This is a genomic window from Sphingomonas prati, from assembly GCF_014643515.1.
Taxonomy (GTDB): domain Bacteria; phylum Pseudomonadota; class Alphaproteobacteria; order Sphingomonadales; family Sphingomonadaceae; genus Sphingomonas_R; species Sphingomonas_R prati.
This window is the reverse complement of record NZ_BMJP01000003.1, coordinates 45,336-68,365: the sequence shown is the minus strand read 5'-3', so window position 1 is coordinate 68,365 and position 23,030 is coordinate 45,336. Positions and strand designations below refer to the sequence as shown.

At 69.0% G+C, this 23,030-nt stretch carries 17 protein-coding genes; 15 read left to right on the top strand and 2 right to left on the bottom strand.

What is annotated here, in order from left to right; all coding sequences use genetic code 11:
• The first annotated feature begins 45 nt into the window (after positions 1 to 45).
• The 5 genes from ftsA (at position 46) to IEX50_RS10805 (ending at position 8,766) form a co-directional block, all read left to right on the top strand.
• Positions 46 to 1,308: a cell division protein FtsA gene (gene ftsA, locus IEX50_RS10825; protein ID WP_157175941.1), complete on the top strand. Its 1,263-nt coding sequence runs from the start codon at positions 46 to 48 to the stop codon at positions 1,306 to 1,308.
• Between the two features lie 98 nt (positions 1,309 to 1,406).
• Positions 1,407 to 2,894 (top strand): cell division protein FtsZ, encoded by a 1,488-nt coding sequence (gene ftsZ, locus IEX50_RS10820; RefSeq protein ID WP_157175940.1) that lies wholly within the window; start codon positions 1,407 to 1,409, stop codon positions 2,892 to 2,894.
• Positions 2,895 to 3,491: 597 nt separating this feature from the next.
• A complete protein-coding gene (locus tag IEX50_RS10815) occupies positions 3,492 to 6,485 on the top strand; it encodes an SPOR domain-containing protein (RefSeq protein ID WP_157175939.1) in 2,994 nt (997 codons plus the stop codon).
• Between the two features lie 181 nt (positions 6,486 to 6,666).
• Complete coding sequence (locus IEX50_RS10810; protein WP_157175938.1) at positions 6,667 to 7,827, top strand: deoxyguanosinetriphosphate triphosphohydrolase; 1,161 nt, start codon at positions 6,667 to 6,669, stop codon at positions 7,825 to 7,827.
• Positions 7,828 to 8,001: 174 nt separating this feature from the next.
• Positions 8,002 to 8,766, top strand: coding sequence for a hypothetical protein (locus tag IEX50_RS10805; protein WP_157175937.1), 765 nt, complete (start codon positions 8,002 to 8,004; stop codon positions 8,764 to 8,766).
• Positions 8,767 to 9,283: 517 nt separating this feature from the next.
• On the opposite strand, the gene IEX50_RS10800 is transcribed toward IEX50_RS10805, so the two are convergent.
• Positions 9,284 to 9,880 carry a peptidylprolyl isomerase gene (locus tag IEX50_RS10800; protein WP_157175936.1) on the bottom strand — a complete coding sequence of 199 codons (597 nt, stop codon included), beginning with the start codon at positions 9,878 to 9,880 and terminating at the stop codon, positions 9,284 to 9,286.
• Entirely contained in the window at positions 9,877 to 10,296 is a 420-nt protein-coding gene (locus IEX50_RS10795) for a reverse transcriptase-like protein (protein WP_157175935.1), read from the bottom strand. The genes IEX50_RS10800 and IEX50_RS10795 overlap by 4 nt, the downstream gene beginning before the upstream one ends.
• A 119-nt stretch (positions 10,297 to 10,415) precedes the next feature.
• On the opposite strand from IEX50_RS10795, the gene IEX50_RS10790 reads away from it, so the two are divergent.
• From IEX50_RS10790 to IEX50_RS10745, 10 genes are all read left to right on the top strand, one after another.
• Positions 10,416 to 11,513 (top strand): SPL family radical SAM protein, encoded by a 1,098-nt coding sequence (locus tag IEX50_RS10790; protein WP_157175934.1) that lies wholly within the window; start codon positions 10,416 to 10,418, stop codon positions 11,511 to 11,513.
• A gap of 66 nt (positions 11,514 to 11,579) precedes the next feature.
• Positions 11,580 to 12,044 (top strand): chemotaxis protein CheW, encoded by a 465-nt coding sequence (locus tag IEX50_RS10785; RefSeq protein ID WP_157175933.1) that lies wholly within the window; start codon positions 11,580 to 11,582, stop codon positions 12,042 to 12,044.
• Positions 12,041 to 13,417 carry a CheR family methyltransferase gene (locus tag IEX50_RS10780; RefSeq protein ID WP_184075238.1) on the top strand — a complete coding sequence of 459 codons (1,377 nt, stop codon included), beginning with the start codon at positions 12,041 to 12,043 and terminating at the stop codon, positions 13,415 to 13,417. The genes IEX50_RS10785 and IEX50_RS10780 overlap by 4 nt, the downstream gene beginning before the upstream one ends.
• A complete protein-coding gene (locus IEX50_RS10775; RefSeq protein ID WP_157175931.1) occupies positions 13,414 to 13,977 on the top strand; it encodes a chemotaxis protein CheW in 564 nt (187 codons plus the stop codon). Before IEX50_RS10780 ends, IEX50_RS10775 begins: the two co-directional genes overlap by 4 nt.
• A 5-nt stretch (positions 13,978 to 13,982) precedes the next feature.
• Complete coding sequence (locus tag IEX50_RS10770; RefSeq protein ID WP_198350631.1) at positions 13,983 to 15,635, top strand: methyl-accepting chemotaxis protein; 1,653 nt, start codon at positions 13,983 to 13,985, stop codon at positions 15,633 to 15,635.
• A gap of 6 nt (positions 15,636 to 15,641) precedes the next feature.
• Positions 15,642 to 17,675, top strand: a complete 2,034-nt coding sequence (locus IEX50_RS10765) for a hybrid sensor histidine kinase/response regulator (protein WP_157175929.1) — start codon at positions 15,642 to 15,644, stop codon at positions 17,673 to 17,675.
• A gap of 5 nt (positions 17,676 to 17,680) precedes the next feature.
• On the top strand, positions 17,681 to 18,721 hold the full coding sequence (locus IEX50_RS10760) for a chemotaxis protein CheB (protein WP_157175928.1): 1,041 nt from the start codon (positions 17,681 to 17,683) through the stop codon (positions 18,719 to 18,721).
• Positions 18,718 to 20,376 carry a response regulator gene (locus IEX50_RS10755; protein WP_157175927.1) on the top strand — a complete coding sequence of 553 codons (1,659 nt, stop codon included), beginning with the start codon at positions 18,718 to 18,720 and terminating at the stop codon, positions 20,374 to 20,376. The genes IEX50_RS10760 and IEX50_RS10755 overlap by 4 nt, the downstream gene beginning before the upstream one ends.
• Complete coding sequence (locus IEX50_RS10750; RefSeq protein WP_198350630.1) at positions 20,373 to 22,250, top strand: response regulator; 1,878 nt, start codon at positions 20,373 to 20,375, stop codon at positions 22,248 to 22,250. The genes IEX50_RS10755 and IEX50_RS10750 overlap by 4 nt, the downstream gene beginning before the upstream one ends.
• Positions 22,247 to 22,921: an HAD family hydrolase gene (locus tag IEX50_RS10745; protein ID WP_157175926.1), complete on the top strand. Its 675-nt coding sequence runs from the start codon at positions 22,247 to 22,249 to the stop codon at positions 22,919 to 22,921. The genes IEX50_RS10750 and IEX50_RS10745 overlap by 4 nt, the downstream gene beginning before the upstream one ends.
• Positions 22,922 to 23,030: the final 109 nt, after the last annotated feature.

Here is a 23,030-nt window from a genome sequence, read left to right as displayed (position 1 = left end):
AATCAGGCGCATGGTGCGCGCTCGAACGTCGGGCGGGGATAGTCGATGGCACAGCTTCGCGGGGACCAGTTGATCACGGCGCTCGATATCGGGTCGTCGAAAGTGTGCGCGCTGATCGCGCAGGTGCGCGAGGATGGCGAGGTGCAGGTGCTCGGCACCGGGCAGCGCGAAAGCCGAGGCGTGCGACGCGGTTATATCGCCGATGCGGAGCGGACCGAAGCGGCGATCCGCGAGGCGGTGGAGCAGGCCGAGCGGATCGCGGGCAGCAACATCGACACGGTGTGGGTGAGCTTCTCCGCGGGCGGGCTGGTGAGCGATATCGCGTCGGTCGAGGTGGACCTGGGCGGGCAGCGGATCGAGCAGAGCGACATCGACGACCTGCTGGCGGCCGGGCGCGGATCGATCGATCCGGACGGGCGGATGGTGCTGCATGCACAGCCGACGCTCTATACGCTCGACGGTTTGCAAGGGGTGAAGACGCCGCTCGGGCTGCATGCCGACCGGCTGGGCGTGGATATTCATGTGGTGGCGGCCGAGCCGTCGCCGGTGCGGAACCTCGATCTGTGCGTGCGGTCCGCGCATCTGGCGGTGAAGTCGATCGTGGCGGCGCCGATCGCGACGGGCATGGCGTGCCTGTCGGAGGAGGAGCGCGAGCTTGGCGTCGCGCTGGTCGAGATGGGCGCGGGGGTGACCAACGTGTCGCTGTTCGCCGGGGGGCTGCTCGTCGGGCTGTCGTCGATCCCGATCGGGGCGGCGGACATCACCGACGATATCGCCAGCGCATTTGGCACGCGCCGGACGCAGGCGGAGCGGATGAAGTGCTTCCACGGGTCGGCCACCACCAGCCCGCGCGACAACCACGAGATGATCGATGTGGCACCGATGTCCGAGGAGGAAGGCGCCGGCGAGGTGCAGCGTATCACGCGGGCGCAGCTGATCACCGTCATTCGCCAGCGGATGGAGCATTGGATGGGGGCAATTGCCGGCGCGTTAAAGGAACTGGGTTTCCATGGGCCGGTTGGACGGCAGGTGGTGCTGACCGGTGGCGGTGCCGAGCTGAAGGGGATCGCGGACTATGCGCAGGGGGTGCTCGGTCGATCGGTGCGGGTGGGGCGGCCGCGCGGGCTGGCGGGGTTGCCGGATGCGCATTCTGGACCGGCCTTCGCCACGCTGGCGGGGTTGATCCAGTTCGCGGCGTCCGATCCGATGGACCTGCGGCAGGTGACCGGCGCGCACCAGATGGTCCACCGAACGGCGACGAACAACATGGTCCAGCGGCTCATCGCGGCATTCCGCTCGGGCTACTGAAAAACCTCTCGTTAATTTTGCGTGCCGGCCCGGAAATCGGTTAGGGCTGGTGACAGGTCAGGTACCCGCAGCGGGCGCGGGCAAAGGAGTCGAAGCGGATGACGATCGAATTCATGCGGCCCGAGGTCGACGAACTGAAGCCGCGGATCAGCGTGATCGGCGTGGGCGGGGCCGGCGGCAACGCGATCGCGAACATGATCCGTTCGGACGTGCAGGGCGTGGACTTCATCGTCGCCAACACCGATGCGCAGGCGCTGAATCATTCGACCGCGGAACGCCGCATCCAGCTGGGCCTGAAGATCACGCAGGGCCTGGGCGCCGGATCGCGCCCCGAAATCGGACGCGCGGCCGCGGAAGAGACGATCGAGCAGCTCGAGAAAAGCCTCGAGGGTGCGCATATGTGCTTCATCGCGGCCGGCATGGGCGGCGGCACGGGCACGGGTGCCGCGCCGGTGATCGCCAAGGCGGCGCGTGACCGTGGCATCCTGACCGTCGGTGTCGTGACCAAGCCGTTCAGCTTCGAGGGCAATCGCCGGATGAAGGCGGCGGATGCGGGCATCGAGGAGCTGCAGAAGCACGTCGATACGCTGATCGTCATTCCGAACCAGAACCTGTTCCTGATCGCCAACCCGAACACGACGTTCAAGGAAGCGTTCCAGATGGCGGACGAGGTCCTGCAGCAGGGCGTCCGCGGGATCACCGACCTGATGGTGATGCCGGGCCTAATCAACCTCGATTTCGCCGACGTGCGTTCGGTCATGTCCGAAATGGGCAAGGCGATGATGGGCACGGGAGAGGCGAGCGGCGACAACCGCGCGATCGAAGCGGCGGAGAAGGCGATCGCCAACCCGTTGCTCGACGGAGTGAGCATGAAGGGCGCCAAGGGCGTGATCGTGTCGATCACCGGCGGCGAGGACATGCGCCTGATGGAGGTCGACGAGGCCGCGAACCATATCCGCGAGCTGGTCGATCCGGACGCGAACATCATCTGGGGGTCCGCGTTCAACAACGACCTCGAGGGCAAGATCCGCGTTTCGGTGGTCGCGACGGGGATCGAGGCGGAACCCGCGACGATGGCGGAACCGGCCAAGTCCTTCTCGTTCAACACCGCGCGCGGTGCGCCGGCCCGTGGCGAGGGGCAGGCCCCGGCGTCCGTGACCGCGACTCCGGCACCGGCCGCGGCGACACCGCAGGCCGAGCCTGCGCCGGTTGCAGCCGCGTCGGCGGATGCGCCTGCTTCGGCGGGCGAGACCGTCGACCAGAGCGGGCGGAGCGAGGAAGAGCTGCTGCTGGGTAGCGAGACGATCCTGACGCCGCCGGTCGCGGGCAATCCGTTGCCGCCGCAGTCGTCCGAGCCGACCGATGCCGACATCGCCGCCAGCCGGCGCTGGTTGAACGAGGCTGGTCAGGCGGCGCCTGCGACGCCGGCGCCGCGTGCGGGGCGTGATGGGGGCACGTTGTTCGAACGGATGTCCAACATCGCGCGCGGTGCGGCGAAGGCACCGGGTGAGGAAGAGCCGGATCCGGCACGTGGCCGCGATCCGTTGGATATTCCGCGGTTTCTGAACCGGCAGAATAATCAGTAGGCTTAGCCTGGGTTTGTTGTGACGCGAGGGGCGTGCGGTCTTTGGATCGCGCGCCCTTTGTGTGTTTGGGGCCGGTGGTTGGTCGGGTGAATGGCTGGGACGGTTGGTTTGCTTGAAAAGTCTTTGAGGTCAGTCTTTCGGAATTGCTCTGGACGGTTGGCACCCCGCCCCGTTCGGGATGAGCCCCGTCTAGATTATGGCGAGTTTGAACGACTGCACGATCACATTTGATTGACCGGCTTACCACCCCGTTTGGTTCGAGCCTGTCGAGAACGCTGGGCGAAGTTCTCGACAGGCTCGAACCGAACGGGGGTGGGGGGTGGGGTAAGCCTAAGGGCGTCATGCTTGGGGTGCTGTTGGCTTCTCGGCTTCGCTCGAAGGGTCCCTCGACTTCGCTCGGGATGGGCGGGTGAGGGTTTCGCAGCTCGGAGCAGGTACGGCGGCGTCCTCGGTGAGTTTGTTCGAAGGTTCGGCTGCCGCTGGAAGCCCGATGGGACGGTGGCCTGGACCGAAGGTTCGTCGATGGGGGGGAACGGCTGGTCGCTCGGGGGTGCGCTATTACTGTCGCGTTCAGGGGATTTGCGGCATTCGGGTGGCATGACTTCACGATCGACGATGGCCGCGCGGCGGTTTGCCCTGTCACTGGCACTGTTGCTGGCAACGACCCCGGTGGCGGTGCTGGCGCAGGGTGAGCCGAGCTTTCCGCCGGGGACGCTGACGCTGGAGCGCGATCCGAACGATCCGTCGACGTTGCTCAACCGTTATCTGCGGATGCTGTCGGTTGATCCGCGCAACCTGGAGGCGTTGCTGGGCGCGGGGAAGGCGGCGCTAGCGATGGGCGATGCCAATGCGGCGATCGGCTTCTTCGGGCGGGCGGAGGGCGTGGCGCCGACCAACGGCCGGGTGAAGGCGGGACTTGCGGCGTCGGCGGTGCAGCAGGAACAGCCGCGTCAAGCGCTGCGGCTGTTCGACCAGGCGATCGCGGCGGGCGTGCCGGTGGGCGAGATCGGTGGCGATCGCGGGCTGGCGTACGATCTGCGCGGGCAGAACCGGATGGCGCAGGCGGATTACCGCGCGGCGCTGGCGGTGCGCAAGGATGACGAGATCACGCGGCGGCTGGCGCTGTCGACCGCGATCGGCGGGGACCGGGCGGGGGCGATGAAGATCCTCGATCCGTTGCTGCGCAAGCAGGACAAGGCGGCGTGGCGCGCGGCGACGTTCGTGCTGGCGATGACGGGCGACGCGGCGGGGGCGGTTAAACGCGCGAACCAGTTGATGATCCCGACCCAAGCGGCGGCGATGACGCCGTATCTGCAACGGCTGGGCGCGCTCGACGCGAGCGAGAAGGCGGCGGCGGTGCATTTCGGGCGGTTCCCGGCGGTCCGCCGGCCGGCGGGCACGCAGATGGCGACTGCGACGCCGGCCGCGCGGGCAGTCGGACAGGCGCTGACCCCGACCGGGCAGGCGTTCGGTCAGGGTGCTGCGGTGGCGCGGCCGGCGTATGGTTCGGTGACGCCGGGTGTGGTGCGCGGTGCGTCGACGAGCAGCGCGGCTTTGAACCGCGCATCCGCCGCTTCCATGGGCGCTGCGCCCGCGGCGGGTTTGGGGCAGGTTGCGTCGGCGACGACGAGTACCGCTCGGATGGCGACCCCGACGCCGACGGCTTCGCAAAACGTGACGGCTGGGACTGCGGTTGTCGGCAACGTCAGAGCGCGGATACAGCCGGGTGTGGCTGCGCCGGGGGCGGTCGGTTCGGCGGCGACGGCCGCAGTCGCGCAGAACGGCGCAGCTGCGGCCGTTTCCGGCGGCGTTGCGGGGAGCGCTGTGGCGCCGGCTGGCGCATCGAGCGTCGCTGCGCCTGGGTCTGCATCGACCGCCAGCGCGCAGCGCGCGACGCCGGTGACGGCGGTTGGGGTGGCTTCGAGTGCCGGCGTTGAACGTCCGTTGGGTGCGGCAGCCGTGACGGCGTCAGGGGTACCGGTTGCTTCGACGGCCGCCACAACGAGCGGTGGGCAAGCTGCACCGCAAGCGGGAGCGGGCGGGGGAAGTCTCGCGGCTGCGGGCGGCGCGGCTTCGACGACTTCGCCCGTCGCCGGGGTTGCGGGTGCTGCGACGATTGCGACAGCGCAGGTTGTGGGGACGGCAGCGGTTCCCGGCCCCGCAGTTAGCGCAAGTAATGGTGTTGCGAGATCGGAGGCTCCGACCAGTGCGGCGGCCTTGAACCGCGCGTCGGCGACGGCGGCGGGGACTTTGGTGGGGCCGGTGCGTGACGCGGGTGTGGTCCAGACTGCGATGGTGGCTGCGGTGCCGTCGCAGGCGGCGGGGCCGGATGCGTCGGTTTCGGCGCAGGCCGGGGCTTCGGCGGAGGTCGTGCCGATGGTGACGGCTGGCCCGGGGGCAACGCGGGCTGCGCCGACCGCGACTGGTCAGGCGGTCGTGACGCCTCCTGCGGCTGCGTCGGCACGGGTTGCACCGACGCCGGCGGTTCCAGTGACGCGGCCGGTCGTGGCTGATGCGGTGCCTGCGCGGGTGACGGGCCCTGTGCTGACGGCGGCGGAGAAGGCGACGCTGGGGATCAGGACGAAGGGGGCCGTCACGGTCGCCAGCCTGACGCGGGTCCAGAAGGCGAAATTGACCGCGGCGGAGAAGGTGGAGGCCGAGGCGCCCGTGTTGACCGCCGCGGAAAAGACGACGCTGGGCATCCGGACGAAGGCGGCGGTGAAGGTTTCAAGCCTGACGCGGGCGCAGAAGGCCAAACTCGCGGCGGCGGACACCGCGGCGTCCGATGCGCCGGTGCTAACCGCGGCCGAGAAGACGACGCTCGGCCTCCGGACGAAGGGCGATGTTACGGTCGCGAGCCTGACCCGCGCACAAAAGGCGAAGCTGGCGGCGGCGGACAAGCCTGACGACGCCGCGGTGCTGACGGCTGCGGAGAAGGCGACGCTTGGTCTTCGGTCGAAGAGCGTGGTGACGGTCGCCAGTCTGACCAGGGCGCAGAAGGCGAAGCTGGCCGCCGTGGACAAATCCGACGACGATGCGGCGGTGTTGACGGCGGCGCAGAAGACGACACTCGGCATCCGCACGAAGGGTGGCGTGACGGTCGCGAGCCTGACGAAGGCGCAGAAGGCCAAGCTAGCGGCGGCGGACAAGGACGATGACAACGCGCCGGTGCTGACGGCGGCGGAGAAGGCCACGCTGGGCATCCGGACCAAGGGCACCGTGACGGTGGCGAGCCTGACGAAGGCGCAGAAGGCGAAGCTGGCTGCGGCGGACAAGGGCGATGCTGACAAGGGCTCGTCGAAATCTGCAAAGGGCGCACCGGAACGCTATTGGGTGCAGGTTGCGGGGGGCGCGAACAAGGGGACGTTGCCGAGCCTGTACGGAACCCTGAAGGCGAAGCATGGCGCGCTGCTGACCGGGCGGAGTGCGTGGACGGCGCCGCTGCGCGCGACCAATCGGCTGCTGGTCGGGCCGTTTGGGTCGAACAGCGAGGCGCAGGCGTTCGTGAACAAGGCGAGCGGTGCCGGGATCAACGCGTTTACCTATACCAGTCCGGCGGGGCAGGCGGTGGAGAAGCTGCCGGTGCCCTAGACTGCGGGCTTACGGGGCGTCGTTCCCCGAGCGTGGCGGTAGGGGTGCTGTCGACGTCTCGGCTGCGCTCGACGGGTCCCTCCACTTCGCTGGCGATGGGCGGTTTGGGGAATGTCGTCAAACCTTTGAGCCGGCGGGTTTAGGGGTCGACGGGGGCGGGGGGACACGGCAAAGCCGCGGCATGACAGCCCGCTACGCCGCCGATCCGCACGCCAGCCGCGGGCGTGCCCATGTTGAACAGGAGCGCGGCACGCGGGGCGAGCGTGATCCGTTCCAGCGCGACCGCGATCGCATCGTCCATTCGATCGCGTTCCGCCGGTTGCGGCACAAGACGCAGGTATTCGTGGCGCCGGACGGCGATCATTTCCGCGTCCGGCTGACGCACAGCCTTGAGGTTGCGCAGATCGGCCGCACGATCGCGCGCGTGCTGGGGCTGAACGAGGACCTGACCGAGGCGCTGTGCCTGGCGCACGATATCGGCCATCCACCGTTCGGCCATGCCGGCGAGGATGCGTTGAAGGCTGCGACGATGGACGTTGGCGGATTCGAGCACAACGCCCACACGCTGCGCATCCTGACCGCGATCGAGAGCCCCTATCCGCGCTGGGCCGGGTTGAACCTGAGCTGGGAGACGCTGGAGGGGCTGGCCAAGCATAACGGGCCGGTGCGGCACCCGAACTGGGCGCTGGCGGCGGCTGATGCGGAGATGCCGCTGGAGCTGGAAAGCTGGCCGAGCCTGGAGGCGCAGGTGGCGGCGATCGCGGACGACATCGCATACGACAATCACGACATCGACGACGGGTTGCGCGCCGGGCTGATCGACTTCGACGCGCTGGTGGCGCAGCCGCTGGTGATGCCGGGCTGGGCGGCGGTCTGCGAGCGGCTAGCGGACCTGCCACCGGAGCGGCGGATCGCGGAACTGGTGCGCGAACAGATCGGGCGGATGGTGAACGACCTGATCGCCACAAGCCGCGCGCGGATCGCGGAGGCCGACCCGCGCGATGCCGACGCCGTCCGGCAGGCGGGACGCGCGCTGATCGGGTTCTCCGACGCGATGGCGGCCGAGGAACGCGCGTTCAAGCGGTACATGTATGCCGAGCTGTACCATCATCCGCACCAGCTGGCGGTGGCGGAACAGGCGCGCGCGGTGGTAGCCGGGCTGGCCGCGACCTATCGCGCCGACCCCGCGCTGCTGCCCGACGGGTGGCAGGAGCGCTTGCCGGCGGACGAACCGGGCCGGGGGCGGCACGTGGCGGACTTCATCGCGGGGATGACGGATCGTTATGCGATTGCGCGCTATCGTGAGGTGGTGGGCCCGGTGGAAATGCCGGACGGGTTTTGAGATGGCGTAATTATACCACGCTCCACATCACCGCCGGTCAGCACATTTTGAATGCCAGGGGCCTGAAGCGCGGTTACCATTGTATTTATACCACAAAGTCTTTCCAGCCGAGTTTTTTGAAAAGACTGCAATTGTGCCTTGCAACCGACTGAGACTTCAGTCATTCCCTACACTATGTTCACCCTACGCGACTTCATTGCCTCCCGTGAGATTGAGATTCGAGAGCAGATCAAACTGCTACGGGCGGAGCTTGCGGAGTTGAAACGAGCCCGTGTCGCTGTCGATCAACCCGATGGGCACTCAGATGGCGGTAGTGAGAACGATGTTCGTGACGCGAACCGCGTTACGATCAAAGACATGGTTCGGTCGGTTTTTGCTCGTCCCGAAGCGTCTGCTGGAATGGTGGTTGGTGAGGTGCTCGATGCCATAGAGCGTTTGTTCGGCACTAAGATTGAGCGCACGAGTTTGTCGCCTCAGTTGAGCCGCTTGCGTGAATCTGGTGATGTGGTTCTGCAGGAAGGGCGCTGGTTTCCGAGCGAACCCCGACTTTCACAGTCCCTTGTTTCTGGATCTCGCTCAGACACCCATCGTGGCGGTAGCATTGCTGACGCTGCTACTGACATATCGCTGGAGGCAGCTTGTCTGTCTTTGAAGTATGGAGATTCCCAGATTGCGGCTGCTGAAGCCAGGAAGCTGAAGCAGGACTTTATAACGGCGAGCGTCGTAACTAAAGCGCGGCTGGCTGCTGAATCTGTTGCTTCTGCGCAGACTGTTGCACAGTATGGTAAGCCTTCAGTGGTTGCTGCAACCACCGACGTTTCGGCGCTCCATTCGATGAAGACGCTGGAAGAAGCTGAGCGCAAGATGCGCTTGCTTATCTACGGTTCAGGCGCGCAGGGCGTTACAAAGATTTGGGGCTCCGGCCCCAAAACAGAATGAGCCGCCCGAAGGCGGCTCAGACGTGGCTTTCAAGGCGTACCACCGCCTTGAAAGCCAATTGGGTCAACCATCCCACCATGGCAGGGAGCAGGAGTAAGGAGAACCCTATGTGGCAAACCGCCTTAAGAGCAGCAGCCGTGGAGCGGGGCACAAGCTCCGCTTCACGGCTCCTAGCTATCAAACGGTAAACAACTCGTCACCATTAAAAGTTAATTAGGAGCTTTCAATCATGGCAAACTCGCCCTCCAAGACTCCGAGTCCGCGGCAGACTTCCCAAGCTGTCTCTTCGCTCGCGTCCGGTATCCTGACCGGTCGCATCGATCCAACGCCCGCGCAAATGCGGCAAGTCGCCGCTTCGGCTCTTGGTCAAGACCAGAAGCCTGGTAACAAAAAGTAAGGTGACGCGGGCAGGAGTTATTAGCTAACTCCTGCCTGCTTCTTCAAAGTGTCAAACCTCGAATAGCAGCTCGGATGAACGAGCAGATTTCTTGGTTGAGGGAGGATAGGGTCATACCCGTCAATTCACCCGCGTCGTGCCCGTAATAATGATCGGGGCGGTGATCATCTGGTTGCGCATGCCTTCGTAGCCGCTGAATTTCGTGGTGGGGGCGTTCAGGATGCGGCGGACGGTGTTCATGCCGTAAATGACCTGGCCGAAGGCGGCGAAGCCGAGGTTTTTGCCCTTGGCGTCGTAGCCGGGCATCGTGCCGACGGTGATAAAGAAGTCGCCGGTGGCGCTACCGGGTTTTTCGCGGGACATCGAGATGGTGCCGGTGACGTGGCGCAGGCCGGTGCGGCTGGTCGGTTCGTGCGCGATCGGCGGTAGGGTGCGGTTGGCCGCGTTGCGCGTTCCGCCTTGGATCAGGCCGCGATCCTTGCCGGCGCGGCTGGCGCGGTAGAAAGCTGTGCCAACGAAGCGTTTTTCGTCGACGTACTTCAGGAAATTCTCGGTCGTGATCGGCGCGTGGGCGCGGTCGAGCGCGACAATCATCGAGCCGACGGTGGTGTCGATCCGCACGCGGACCTTGGCTGGCCCGGGGGGCGCCTTGGCGGGGGCGAGCGTCGCGGTGAGCAGTGCCGCAACCGCGCCGGTGAGGAGCGTGCGGCGGATCATCCGGTGATCTCTGCCCGGTGGGCGAGTGCCGCCTCCGCATCGAGTGCGCGTTCCAGCGCGATGCCGGCCAGGTTGCTGGTGCGGCCGGTGTGGCGGATGCGCAGGCGGGTAAAGTGGGTCTTCAGTTCGTCGAAGCGGGCGAGGTGGGCGCGCAGTTCGGGGCTGCGGCACTTGGCCTTGCCGGTCGCCTGCGTCACGACAAGCATCGAATCGCCGAGCAGGACGAGGTCGGTCGCGCCGAGCGTGCGGGCGACCTCCATCGCGTGGATGAGGGCGAGCCATTCGGCGTCGCTGTTGTCGCCGGTGCCCTTGTCGAGATCGACATAGGGAATGCCGCGCGCGAACACGGCGACGGACATGCGGCCGGGGTTGGGGCGGCAGCCGCCGTCGAAGAAGAGCTTGAGCGGTTCGGGCATGGTCAGCGGGGTCCGGGTGTTGCGGCGGTTTGCGCACGGGTAGCGGGATGGACGCGCGATTGCCATCCCGCGGGCGGAGATGGCGCGGCACCGTTGGGGGCGGCGGGCGTTCAGGGGGGATGGCGACGCGGATCGAGACGGATGGGGATGCGGAGCCGGCGGGGAAGGTCTGGCGGCCGAAGCGCGTGCTGATCACGCGGAGTGCGCGCGAGTTCGGGCATGGCCGGGCGATCGCGGCGCGGGCGCTGGCGCTGGGATCGGTGGTGGTCGAGTTGCCTGGCGATCGGCTGGCGCTGGACCTGCCCGACGATCCGCGGCGCGCCTATGCCGAGGCGAAGGCGACGCTGGCGGTGGTGGTGGCGCCGCCGTCGAAGCGGAAGCTGCAGCCGATCGCGCCGAGTGCGGACTGGCGCGTGGACCTGGCCGAGGGGTGCCCGGCGCATTGCGGATATTGTTACCTGGCGGGGTCGCTGAAAGGGCCGCCGATCGTGCGGGCCTATGCCAATCTGGACGAAATCATGGGCGGGCTGCCGGAGTATCTGGGGCGTGGGCAGGTGACGTCGCGGTCGGTGCGGCGGATGGACGAGGGGACGACGTTCGAGGCGTCGTGCTACACCGATCCGCTGGGGATCGAGCCGGCGACGGGGTCGCTGTCCGCTCTGATCTCCGCGTTCGGGGCGTGGGAGGCGGATGCCCAACTGCGCTTCACGACGAAGTACGATGCGGTCGGGCCGTTGCTGGACCTGGAGCATCGCGGGCGGACGCGGATGCGGGCTTCGGTCAATCCGGCGGGCTATGCGCGGTTCGAGGGGGGGACGAGCGCGGTGGCGGCGCGGTTGGTGGCGCTGCGCCGGATGGCGGAGGCAGGGTACAGGATCGGGCTGACGATCGCGCCGATCATCGCGGCGGACGGGTGGGAGCGGGCTTATGGCGAGCTGATCGCCGATGTGGCGGATGCGCTGGCGGGGTTGCCGGACCCGGACCTGACGTTGGAGCTGATCACGCATCGTTATACGCCCGGATCGAAGGCGGTGCTGGAGACGTGGTATCCGGGGTCGGCGCTGGACATGGGTCCGGACGGGCGGGCGGAGAAACGGACGAAGTTCGGATCGGTGAAGTTCGTGTACGACGCCGGCACGATGCGCGCACTGCGCGGGTTTTTCGAGACGACGATCGCGCGCGTCCTGCCGCAGGCGCGGATCCTGTACTGGACGTGAGGACATCCGTTTGACGGGTCGGGGCCGCTTCGATAGCCGGGAGGCATGGACGGGGCGAGACCATCGATGCTGATCTGCGAGGTGGGGCCGGTACGGTTCGCGCTGGCGCTGTCGGACGTGGCCGAGATCCTGCCGATCGTACCGTTGTGGCGGCCGCCGACGATGCCGCGGCCGCTGGTCGGGTTCGTGATGGTGCGCGGCGAGACGGTGGCGGTACTTTCGCCTGCGTTGCTGTTCGATGGCGACGCGGCGGAGGGGGTGGCGGTCGACCTGTATGCGCATCTGGTGCGCGTGCGGGGTGAGGCGGCGACCTGCCTGCTGGTGGACCGGGCGGCGGAGATCGTGCTCGATGCGGTGGTGCGGCCGGTGGCGGACAATGCGTCGTATCGCGGGTGCGTGACCGGGATGGTCGATGCGGGCGAGGGCCAAGCGCATGTCCTGTCTGTGCCGCGGCTGCTGGCGGACGGGGCGGCAGCGCGGATCGACGCGCTGACCGCGGATGCAGCGCGGCGGGCGCGGGAATGGGCATGAAGACGCTCAGCCCGGCAGATGCGGCGGCGTTTGCTACGCTGAAGACGCGCGTGATCGCGCGGACCGGGCATCATTATTATGCCGACAAGGACGACCAGCTGTGGGAGCGGGTGGCGGACCGGATGGCGGTGCTGGGGATCGCGACGGTCGGGGACTATGCGCGGCGGCTGGACGATGCGGCGGCGGACGAGTGGGCGCGGATTGAGAGCGCGGTCACGATCAACGAGACGTTCTTCTTCCGGTTCAGCGAGCAGTTCGAGGCGATGCGTCAGACTATTCTGCCGGCGCTGATCGCGCGGCGCGGGGGCGATCGGCGGGTGAGGATCTGGTCGGTCGGCTGTTCGACGGGGGCGGAGCCATATTCGATCGCGATTCTGTTGCACCGGCTGCTGGGGCCGCGGCTGGCGGACTGGCAGATCGAGATATTGGGGACCGATATCGACGGGGATGCGCTGGATGTGGCGCGGGCGGGGCTGTTCGGCGACTGGGCGTTGCGGACGATGGCGGCGGGTGAGCGAAGCGCGCTGTTTGTGGGCGAGGGGACGCGGTTCCGGTTGAAGCCCGAATATCGCGTGATGGTGCGGTTCGCGCGGCATAATATGATGACCTTGCTGGAGGATGGGCCGGCGGCGGAGCGCGACGCGTTCGACCTGATCCTGTGCCGCAACGTACTGATCTATTTCCGGCCGGACGTGGTGGCGGCGATGGTCGGCGCGCTCGCGCTGCGGACCCGGCCGGACGGGTATCTCATGCTGGGCCATGCCGAGCCCAACCCGGCGCTGAACGCGGTGGCGACGCCGGTCGATGCCGGCGGGGTGCTGGCGTATCGGCGGCTGGGCAGCGTGGCGGAGGTGGTGCCGGTGGTGGCGGCGCCTCTGCCCGTGCCGGTGGTGCGACGCGTCGTACAGCCGGTGAAGCGGGTGGTGGCCAAGGTGCTGCCCAAGGTGGCGCAGTTCATTGCGCCGGCGGTTGTGGCGGGGGACGACCGGCTGGAGGCGGTGCGGCGGTCTCTGTCGACGGACGATGCGGCGGCCGCGCTGGCACAGGCCGAGGCGGCGGTGGCGGCGATGCCGCGTGATCCGGTGGCGCATTATCTGGGGGCGCTGGCGGCGGCGGCGCTGGGGCAGGCGTCGGTGGCGGAGCGCGGGTATCGCCGGGCGCTGTACCTGGATGGCGACTTCGCGATGGCGCATTACCTGCTCGGGCGGCAGTTGATGGGTGAGGGGCGCGTGGCGGAGGGGCGGCGGTCGCTGGCCAATGCGGCGAACGCGGCGGCGCTGGTCGGTGACGATGCGGTGCTGCGCGAGGGTGACGGGATGACTGCGACGGACCTGATCGCCGCGGTGCGTCACGCGTTGCAGGTGGCGGCGTGAACGGCGGTGACGTGCCCGTGACGGCGGCGGCGCTGTCGGATGCGGCGGTCGCGGTGGAGCTGGAGCGGCGGCGGGTGCGGCTGGCGGCGCAGGATGTCGCGGCGGTCGAGACCGTGGCGATGCTGTGCTGGGAGACGCGTGGTACGCGGTTCGCGACGCCGCTGGCGGTGGTGCGGCACGTGCTGGACGGGGTGAGCGTGACCGCGTTGCCGGGTGCGCCCGCGGCAGTGGTCGGCGTGTTCGTGCGGCGCGGCGTGATCCATACGCTGTTCGATCCGGCGGCGGCGCTGGGGCTGGAGCCGGCGGGTGGCGGGGCCGGCGCGGTGCTGCTGGTGCGGCAGGACAGGCCCTATGTCGCGATCCGGGTGGATGCGGTGCAGGACGTGGTTCAGGTGCCGAGTGCCCCCGTGGCGGAGGCCGGGCGGCGCGACGGGATCGCGCAGCTGATCGTGCTGCCCGATGCGCCGCCGATCACGATCGTCGACATGGCCCGCCTGATCGGGCACCTGACCGGGCGGGGCGGCGCGGTGCCGGCTGTCCCGCCGCCACAAGAAGGATGACGCATTTGTCCGTTTCCAACCGGATCATCTTCGGCTTTGCCGCGATCACGACGTTGCTCGTCGTGCTCGGCCTCTATGCGCTGGGGCAGGTGGCGGAGGTGCGATCGACCGTCGACCGGATCGTCGAACGCGACCTGGCGGCGCTGACGCAGCTCGATTCGGTCAGCGCAGCGGAGGCGGCGACGTCCGAACTGCGCGGGCAGGCGGTGCTGCGCTTTGCGATGGGCACGGCCGCGACGGACGGCGACGGCGGGTTCGCGGCGCAGACGGTGGCGATGCAGGCGTCAATCAACCGGCTGCGCGAGCTGGTCGGCACGTATCAGCAGACCGCGAAGAACGTGTCGCGTCAGGCGCAGTGGGCGCAGATGGCACGGCTGTCGGACGAGGTGGAGGTGCGGTTCGCGGCGGTGCGCGATGCGGGCGCGGCGCAACTGGCGGCGGTGCGGCGCGGCGATCGGGCGGCGGTGGTCGCGTTGCAGCCGACGATCGCGCGCGAACAGACCGCGATGATCCGATCGTTGAGCGCGATGCGCGGCGTGCTGGCCGATACGATCGTGGTGGGGCGCGGCGTGGCGCGCGATACCTATGAGCGGAGCCGGCTGTCGATCCTGGGCGGGCTGCTGGTCGCGATCCTGGCGAGCATCGTGATCGCGTGGGGGATCCGCCGGTCGATCGTGCAGCCGCTGGACGAATTCATGGGCTTTGTCGCGCGGGTGGGCGAAGGCGACCTGTCCGGGCAGACCGCGGCGACCGGGCCGCACGAGTTTGGCCGGTTGGGTGCGACGTTGAACACCATGGTGACCGGCTTGCAGGCGATCGCCCGGCAGAGCCGCGAGGCGACCGAGAACCTCAACGCGGCGGCGACCGAGATCCGCGCATCGACGCAGCAGCAGGCGGCGTCGGTGGAGGAGCAGCTGGCCGCGGTGCAGGAGACGGCGGCGACGGTGGACGAGATCGTCCATTCGGGCACGCAGATCAGCCGCCGCGCGCAGGAGGTGATCGCGGTGGCGCAGGCGACCGTGCAGACGAGCGACACCGGCACGGCGGCGGTCGAAGATACGGTCCGCGCGATGGACGAGATCCGCGAGCAGGCCGAGGCGGTGGCGAGCAACATCGTGTTGCTGTCCGAGAAGACTGCGGCGATCGGCGACATCATCGCGACGGTCAACGACGTGTCGGAACGGTCGCACCTGCTGGCGTTGAACGCGTCGATCGAGGCGGCGGCGGCGGGCGAGGCCGGGCGGAGCTTTGCGGTCGTGGCGTCCGAGATGAAGACCCTGGCGGACCAGGCGAAGGACGCGACGCGCAACGTGCGGAGCATCCTGGGCGAGATCCAGCGCGGCATCAACGCATCGGTGATGCTGACCGAGGAGGCGGTGAAGCGCGCGGCATCGGGCAAGGCGCGGACCGACGCGGGGCAGGCGGCGATCGAGGAACTGGGCGCGCGTATTCAGGACAGCGTGCAGACGTTCCAGCAGATCGTGGCGAGCACCAACCAGCAGCAGATCGGCATGGAGCAGGTGACGATCGCGCTGCAGAACATCCGCCAGGCGAGCCAGCAGACCGCATCGAGTACGCGCCAGCTGGACCAGGCGGCGGGCGACCTGACGATGCTGTCGCGCACGCTGGTGGGGCTGACCGAACGCTATCGGCTGTAACCGCCGGTGGAGGATATCCAGGCCCTGTTGCAGGCGGCGTTCGCGGACGAACTGTCGGAACACCTCGCCGGTATGCGGGCAGCGCTGGCGGCGCAGGAGGCGGGGCAGCCGGTCGACCTGCGCGAGTTCTTCCGCCGGGCGCATAGCCTGAAGGGGGCCGCGCGGGCGGTGGAGCAGCCCGAGACCGAGCGGCTGGCGCATGCGCTGGAGACGTTGCTGGAGGCGATCGCGCGTGGCGATCGGGCGCTGGATGCGGAGACGGTGCCGCAGTTGCGGGTGCAGATCGACGCGATCGAGGATGCGGCCGGGGCGGCGGTGTCGGGTGGTTATGATGACATCGATGCGCTGCCCGAGGCGGTGGTGCGGGAGAGCGGTGGCGACGATATGCTGCGCGTGTCGGCGCGCGCGGTGGAGGCACTGACCCGGTCGTTGCACGGCGTTTTGGCGGAGGTGCAGGGGCGCGCGGCGGTGACCGAAGGGCTGGTCGGGATCGCGGCGGAGCTGGAAGCCGTGGCGGCGATGCTGGTCCGGGGCGATGCGGACGGTGCGGCGCGGCAGGTGACCCGGACGCAGGCGGCGGCGGGCCGGATGCGGCGGGCGCAGGGGCGGGCGGACTGGGCGATGGACCGCGCGGTGGCGGCGCTGGAGGCGGATTCCGAGCGCGTGCTGATGGTGCCGGCGCAAATGCTGTTCGACGGTTATGACCGGATGCTGCGCGAGGTGGCGCAGAGCCAGGGCAAGAGCGCGTCGCTGCATATCGAGGGGAGCGAGACGGCCGCCGACCGCCGCGTGCTGCAGATGCTGCGCGACCCCATGCTGCATATGCTGCGCAATGCGGTGGGGCATGGGATCGAGACCGCGGAGCGGCGGCGGGCGGCGGGGAAGCCGGAGCGGGGGTCGGTGACCGCGACCGTGCAGGCGGCGCGCGGGCAGTTGATCCTGTCGTTGACGGACAACGGGGCGGGGCTCGACGATGCGGCGATCGAGCGGCGGGCGCGGGCGGCGGGGCTGATCGCGGCGGGTTCCGCGACGCCGCCGTTGCCGGTGCTGCGTGCGATGGTGTTCGAGCAGGGGTTTTCGACCGCGGCGGCGGTGGACGAGGTGTCGGGGCGCGGCGTGGGCCTGTCGGTGGTCGCCGATGCCGCGCGGCGCTTGCAGGGCAGCGTGACGATCGCGCCGGCGGACGGTGGCGGGACGGTGGTGACTTTGGCGGTGCCGCTGTCGATGTCGCGCCAGACGATGCTGTTGGTGGAGTGCGCGGGCGCGACTTACGCCGTCCCGGTCGCGGCGGTGCGGCGGGTGATGGCGCTGGACCCCGGTGCGGTCACGCGCGGCGAGGACGGGCAGGTCGCGGTGATCGACGGGGCGGCGGTGCCGCTGGTCGCGTTGTCCGCGGTGCTTGGAACTGGCGGTGCTGCTGGCCAAGGCGCGCTGTCTGTGTTGTGGATGCGGAGCGGGATCGCGTTGACGGTCGATGCGCTGCTCGCGGTGCGGTCGCTGGTGGTGGGCGACCCGGGGGCGATCGCGGTGGACCTGCCGTGGGTGGCGGGGACGGTGTTGCTGGACGACGGGGCGGTGGCGCTGGTGCTGGGGGCCGACGTGATCGCGGCGCGGGCGCTGGGCAGTGCGCGTGGGGTGGCGGTGGTGGCCGAGCAGCCGGCGGCGGCGCGGCGGTTGACGGTGCTGGTGGTCGACGATTCGATCACGACCCGGACGCTGGAGCGTGGGATCCTGGAAGCGGCGGGCTATGCCGTGCGGCTGGCGGTGGACGGGCTGGCCGGGCTGGAACGATTGCGTGCCGAGGCGGGCGAGATTGACCTGGTCGTGGCCGATGTCGAGATGCCGCGGATGGACGGGTTCGGGCTTCTGACCGCGGTGCGGAACGATCCGGCCCTGCGCGGCATTCCGGTGGTGATGATGACATCGCGCAACAGCCCCGACGATATCGAACGCGGCCTAGACCTGGGCGCGAACGCCTATGTCACGAAGCAGGATTTCGAACAGGGCAAGCTGCTGTCGATCATCGGCCAGCTGATCTGATTCCGATGAAGGCGGGGGCCCCGAAGCGCGTGATGATCGTCGAGGATTCGACGGCGGTCCGGACGTTGCTTGTGCATATCATATCGCATGATCCGCGGCTGACCGTCGTAGCCGCCGTGGCGAGCGCGGAGGAGGCGATCGCGGCACTGCCACGCGTGCAGCCCGACGTGATATCGATGGATATCCAGTTGCCGGGGATGGACGGGCTGGAGGCGACGCGGCGCATCATGGCGGACCGGCCGACGCCGATCGTGGTGATTTCGGCGAGCATCGACGGCGCGTCGCTGGCGAGCTCGATGGATGCGCTGCGGGCGGGCGCACTGTCCGTCGTCGAGAAGCCGGTCGGGTTCGGAAACCGCGCGTTCGATGCGGTGGCGCGCGAGATCTGCACGCAGCTGGCGATCATGAGCGATGTGGCGGTGGTGCGGCGGCGGATCAGGCTGCGCGAGATGGAGCCGCCGGGTGCCGGCGTGCCGGTGAGCCCGCGGATGCTGCTGTGCGCGGCATCGACGGGCGGGCCGCAGGCGGTGGCGCGGTTGTTCGGCGGGTTGCCGGCGGACCTGATGCTGCCCACGCTGCTGGTGCAGCATATGGGGGAGGCGTTCATGGAGGGCTATGCGACGTGGCTGCAGAGCGTGGTGCCGCAGCGCGTGGCGATCGCCGAAGAGGGGGGCGTGCCGATGGCGGGGACGATCCATGTCGCGCCGGGCGGACGGCATTTGCGGATCGGGCGTGACGGGCGGATGCGGATCGGCAGCGATGCGCCGGTCGGCGGGCAGCGGCCGGCGGCGACCGCCTTGTTCCAGTCCGCGGCGGACGCGTTGTCGGGGGCGGCGATCGCGGTGGTGCTGACGGGCATGGGCGAGGACGGCGCCGATGGCGTGCGCGCGCTGATCTCCGCCGGGGGCGCGGCGATCGCGGAGCATGAGAGCAGTGCCGTGGTGTACGGGATGCCGGCGGCGGCGGTTCGGATGGGGGCGCTGGCGCTACCGATCGACCGGATCGGGGCGCATCTGGAACGGACGATCGCGGGGTTGGCGACGTGACGGACGGCGAGACGCCGCGGCTGTTGCTGGTCGAGGATTCGGAGACGCAGGCGTTGCAGTTCCGGCTGCTGCTGGAAGGCGAGGGGTTCGCGGTCGAGCGGACGCGGACCGCGGAGGAGGCGCTGGAGCGGCTGAACGGCGACCTGCCCGATCTGGTGGTCGTCGACTATAATTTGCCCGGCATGAACGGCGACGAGTTGGTGCGGCGGATGCGGCATGCGACGCGGACCCGGACGCTGCCCGTGCTGATGCTGACCGGGGCGGCGGCGCATGATGTCGAGCGGCAAGGCTTGGACAGCGGGGCGAATGCGTATCTGCCGAAATCGAGCGAGACGGCGCTGCTGGTGTCGCGGATGCGCGCGCTGGTGCGGCAGCGGCGCGCAACCGGGACCGCGGCGCCGGTCGATAGCGGGTTTCGGCAGGCGCGGCTCATTCTGATCGACGATAGTGCCACTTACCGGCTGCTACTGCGCACGGTGCTGACCGCCGATGGGCACAAGGTGGTGGAGGCGAGCGACGGGGCGGACGTGATCGCGTTGCTGGCGAGCGAGCCCGCGGATTGCGTGCTGATCGGGCTGGAAAGCTTGCGTTACGACGCGACCGAGCTGTGCGGGCGGCTGAACGCGCGGCGGCGGCGGACTGGCGATGCGTATGAGATCGTCGGGCTGGGCGGGGTGCAGGACGGGCCGGCGGTGCTTGCCGCGCTGAATGCCGGGGCGGACGACGTGGTGCCCCGCACGCAGGACCGCGACATGGTGCTGGTGCGGATCCGCGCGACGTTGCGGCGCAAGCTGGCGCGCGACGAGGAGATGCGCGCGGCGGCCAGCGCGCTGGAGCAGGAACGCACGCTGGAACGTGCGCGGGCGGAGGCGGAGTCGGCCGATGCGCTGGCGGTCGCGAACCGCGGGCTGGAAGATGCGAACGCCCGGCTGCGCGAGACGCAAGCGCAACTGGTACAATCCGCCAAGATGGCGTCGCTGGGTGAGCTGGTCGCCGGGATCGCGCATGAGATCAACAATCCGCTGGCGTTCATCCTGGCGCATCAGTCGACGGTCGAGCGGCTGGTGCGCGATGCGGCGGGCGGTGGCGATGCGGCGAAGCTGGCCAAGGCGGCGGACCGGCTTGGATCGATGCGGACGGGACTGACCCGGATCCAGGACCTGGTCGTGAAGCTGCGGCGCTTTTCGCGGCTGGACGATGGCGGGCCGGTGGAGACCGATATCCCGGACGCGATCGAGGCGGTGCTGACCTTGCTCGGCCCGAAGCTCAGCGATGGGGTGACCGTGACGCGCGACTATGCCGCGCCGGCGACGCTGGTTTGCACGCCGGCACTGGTGAATCAGGTGGTAATGAACATCGTCGCCAATGCGGCGGATGCGGTGCCGGCCGAGGGCGGGCGGATCACCATCGGGACGGCCCAAGTGGCGGGCGAATATCGCATCACAATCGCCGACAACGGGCCGGGCGTGCCGGTGCCGCTGCGCACGCGGCTGTTCGAACCATTCTACACGACCAAGGATGTCGGGGCCGGGACCGGGCTGGGGCTGGCGATCGCCTATGGGATCGTGAAGTCACATGACGGGACGATCGTGGTCGATGACGGACCGGAGGGTGGCGCGTGCTTTACGCTTGCGATACCGGTGGCCGCGCCATGACCGATGACGCACCCGACACCATGACGATCGCGGACGGACCCGATGATGCCGTAGCGGCCGATCCGCGGCCGCTGCTGCTGATCGTCGACGACGAGGCGGAGATTCTCGTCGCGCTGGAGGACCTGTTCGAGGACGATTATCGTGTCTTCACGGCGTCTTCGGGCAAGGCGGGGCTGGCGCTGATCGCGGAGGGTTACGACTTCGCGGTAATCCTGTCGGACCAGCGGATGCCGGAGATGCCGGGGAACCAGTTCCTGGCGCAGGCCCGCGCGGGGTGCCGGGCGGAGACGATGCTGTTGACCGGCTATGCCGACCTGTCGGCGGTGATCTCCGCGGTGAACGACGGGGCGATCGGCGGCTATGTCCACAAGCCGTGGGAGCCGGATGCGTTGCGCGCGATGGTCGGCGCGGCGGCGGACCGGTTTCGGTTGCGCACAGCTTTATCGTTCGAGCAGGCGGTGTTCGCCGGGCTGTCGGAGCGCAGCACAGCGGCGATTTCGGTGATCGATGCGACCGGGCGGATCGTGCGGTCGAACGGTCGACCGTTCGAAAGCCCGGTCGAGGCGGAGGACGGCGCGCTGCTGGCGCAGGGCGAGTATCAGGAGAGCGAGGCGTTGCGCCTGGGGCGCGACGGGGTGGAACGCTGGATCAGGACGCGACGCATTCCGTTCACGGCGGACGGATCGGGCGCGCATCTGTTGCGGATCGAGAGCGACGAGACCGAGCGCAAGCGGACCGAGCAGGCGCTGCACCAGTCGGAGAAGCTGCGCGCGCTGGGGACGCTGGCGGGCGGGATCGCGCATGATTTCAACAATCTGCTCGCCGCGGTGCTGGGCAATCTGGAGCTGGCGACGCGCGCCGGGGTCGGCGGGGCGGCGGACCCCGAGCGACTCGCGCGGTTCCTGCACAATGCAACGGAGGCGGCGCGGCGCGGCACCGCGCTGACCCAGCGGTTGCTGAGTTTCAGCCGGCAGCGCGATCTGGCCGCGGAGACGTTCGCGCCGGGCGATGCGTTGCGCGCGATCGAGGATCTGGTCGTGCGGTCGATGGCCGGGCGGGTGGCGGTGCGCTATGCGATCGCGGACGATCTGTGGCCGATCCATGCGGACCGCGGGCAGTTCGAACTGGCGCTGGTGAACCTGTGCATCAACGCGCGCGACGCGATGCCGGAGGGCGGCGACGTGGTGCTGACCGCCGCCAATGCGGGCGCGGGGCAGGTGCCGGACGGGCTGGCGCCGGGCGATTATTTACGGATCGCGGTGACGGACCAGGGCGTCGGCATGTCCGAGGCGGTGCGGCAGCGGGTGTACGAGCCGTTCTTCACAACCAAGGCGCCGGGCGAGGGCACCGGGCTGGGCCTGCCGATGGTGCATGCGATGGCGGAGGCGGCCGGGGGTACGAGCGCGATCGACAGCGTGCTGGGCGAGGGGACGACGGTGACCTTGTGGTTGCCGCGTGCGGGGGCGGATGGATCGCAGGCCGCCGCGCCGGACGTCGGCGATGCGGAGGGCGAGCGGTTGCGCGTGCTGTTGTCGGAGGACGATGCCGAGGTGCGGTCCGTGGTCGCGGCGTATCTGGCGGACCTGGGTCATGCGGTCGTGTCGGTCGAGAGCGGCGCGCGGGCGCTGGCGGTGCTGGCGGAGGACGCGCGGTTTGATGCGCTCGTGACGGATTATGCGATGCCCGGGATGTCGGGGATGGAGCTGGCGCGGCAGGTGCGGGCGTCGTGGCCGGATATCGCGGTGTTACTTGTAACTGGATTTGCGGAAGTGGGCGCGGATGCGGCGGACGTGACGGTGATCACCAAGCCGTTTTCGCGCGGTGACCTGCAACGCTGGCTGTGCGAGGCGACGGCGAAGGTGGTGGTGGCATGAAGCTCTCGTTCCTCCCCGAACCGCTGGACGCGGTGATTTTCGACATGGACGGGACGCTGCTTGATACCGAGCGGATGCATCATGTCGCGATGGCGGACGCGGCACGAGTGCTGGGCACCGAGATCGACGACGCGCTGTTCACGCGGCTGGTGGGGGTACACCGCGACGTGAACCGTGTGGTGCTGGCCGAGCATATGGGCGACGGGTTTCCGCTCGACGATTTTTATGCCGATGCGGATGCGCGGTTCCTGGTGGCATCGCGCGACGGGGTGCCGCTGCGGCCCGGGGTTGTCGCGTTGCTCGACCATCTGCGCGAACGCGGCGTGCCGTGCGCGATCGCGACGTCGACGGCGAGTCCGGATGCGGAGGCGGCGCTGACGCGGGCGGGGCTGATCCACCATTTCGACGTGGTGGTGACGCGCAGCGACGTGGTGAACCCGAAGCCGGCGCCGGACCCGTATCTGCTGGCGGCGGAGCGGCTGGGGGTCCGGCCGGCGCATTGCCTGGCGGTGGAGGATTCGCCGAACGGGATACGGGCTGCTGCGGCGGCGGGGATGGCGACGGTGATGGTGCCGGATCTGCTGCCGGCCACGGAGGCGACGCGGGCGCTGACGGTGGCGACGTTGGAGAGTTTGACCGAGATTTTGGATGCCTTGATCGCGCGGGGGTGAGGGCTCGGTGTTTGGGTCGCGTGCGTCGGGACCTGCGCGGAGTTATCGACAGGCTCGAACCAAACGGGTTTGGGGGGAGTGGACTTGCGTTAACCCGTCCATCCCGAGC

Excerpts from the sequence above, each read along its gene's own strand:
- ftsA (WP_157175941.1), top strand. The coding sequence starts at position 46 with ATGGCACAGCTTCGCGGGGACCAGTTGATCACGGCGCTCGATATCGGG.
- ftsZ (WP_157175940.1), top strand. The coding sequence starts at position 1,407 with ATGACGATCGAATTCATGCGGCCCGAGGTCGACGAACTGAAGCCGCGG.
- IEX50_RS10815 (WP_157175939.1), top strand. The coding sequence starts at position 3,492 with ATGACTTCACGATCGACGATGGCCGCGCGGCGGTTTGCCCTGTCACTG.
- IEX50_RS10810 (WP_157175938.1), top strand. The coding sequence starts at position 6,667 with ATGACAGCCCGCTACGCCGCCGATCCGCACGCCAGCCGCGGGCGTGCC.
- IEX50_RS10805 (WP_157175937.1), top strand. The coding sequence starts at position 8,002 with ATGTTCACCCTACGCGACTTCATTGCCTCCCGTGAGATTGAGATTCGA.
- IEX50_RS10800 (WP_157175936.1), bottom strand. The coding sequence starts at position 9,880 with ATGATCCGCCGCACGCTCCTCACCGGCGCGGTTGCGGCACTGCTCACC.
- IEX50_RS10795 (WP_157175935.1), bottom strand. The coding sequence starts at position 10,296 with ATGCCCGAACCGCTCAAGCTCTTCTTCGACGGCGGCTGCCGCCCCAAC.
- IEX50_RS10790 (WP_157175934.1), top strand. The coding sequence starts at position 10,416 with ATGGCGACGCGGATCGAGACGGATGGGGATGCGGAGCCGGCGGGGAAG.
- IEX50_RS10785 (WP_157175933.1), top strand. The coding sequence starts at position 11,580 with ATGCTGATCTGCGAGGTGGGGCCGGTACGGTTCGCGCTGGCGCTGTCG.
- IEX50_RS10780 (WP_184075238.1), top strand. The coding sequence starts at position 12,041 with ATGAAGACGCTCAGCCCGGCAGATGCGGCGGCGTTTGCTACGCTGAAG.
- IEX50_RS10760 (WP_157175928.1), top strand. The coding sequence starts at position 17,681 with ATGAAGGCGGGGGCCCCGAAGCGCGTGATGATCGTCGAGGATTCGACG.
- IEX50_RS10750 (WP_198350630.1), top strand. The coding sequence starts at position 20,373 with ATGACCGATGACGCACCCGACACCATGACGATCGCGGACGGACCCGAT.
- IEX50_RS10745 (WP_157175926.1), top strand. The coding sequence starts at position 22,247 with ATGAAGCTCTCGTTCCTCCCCGAACCGCTGGACGCGGTGATTTTCGAC.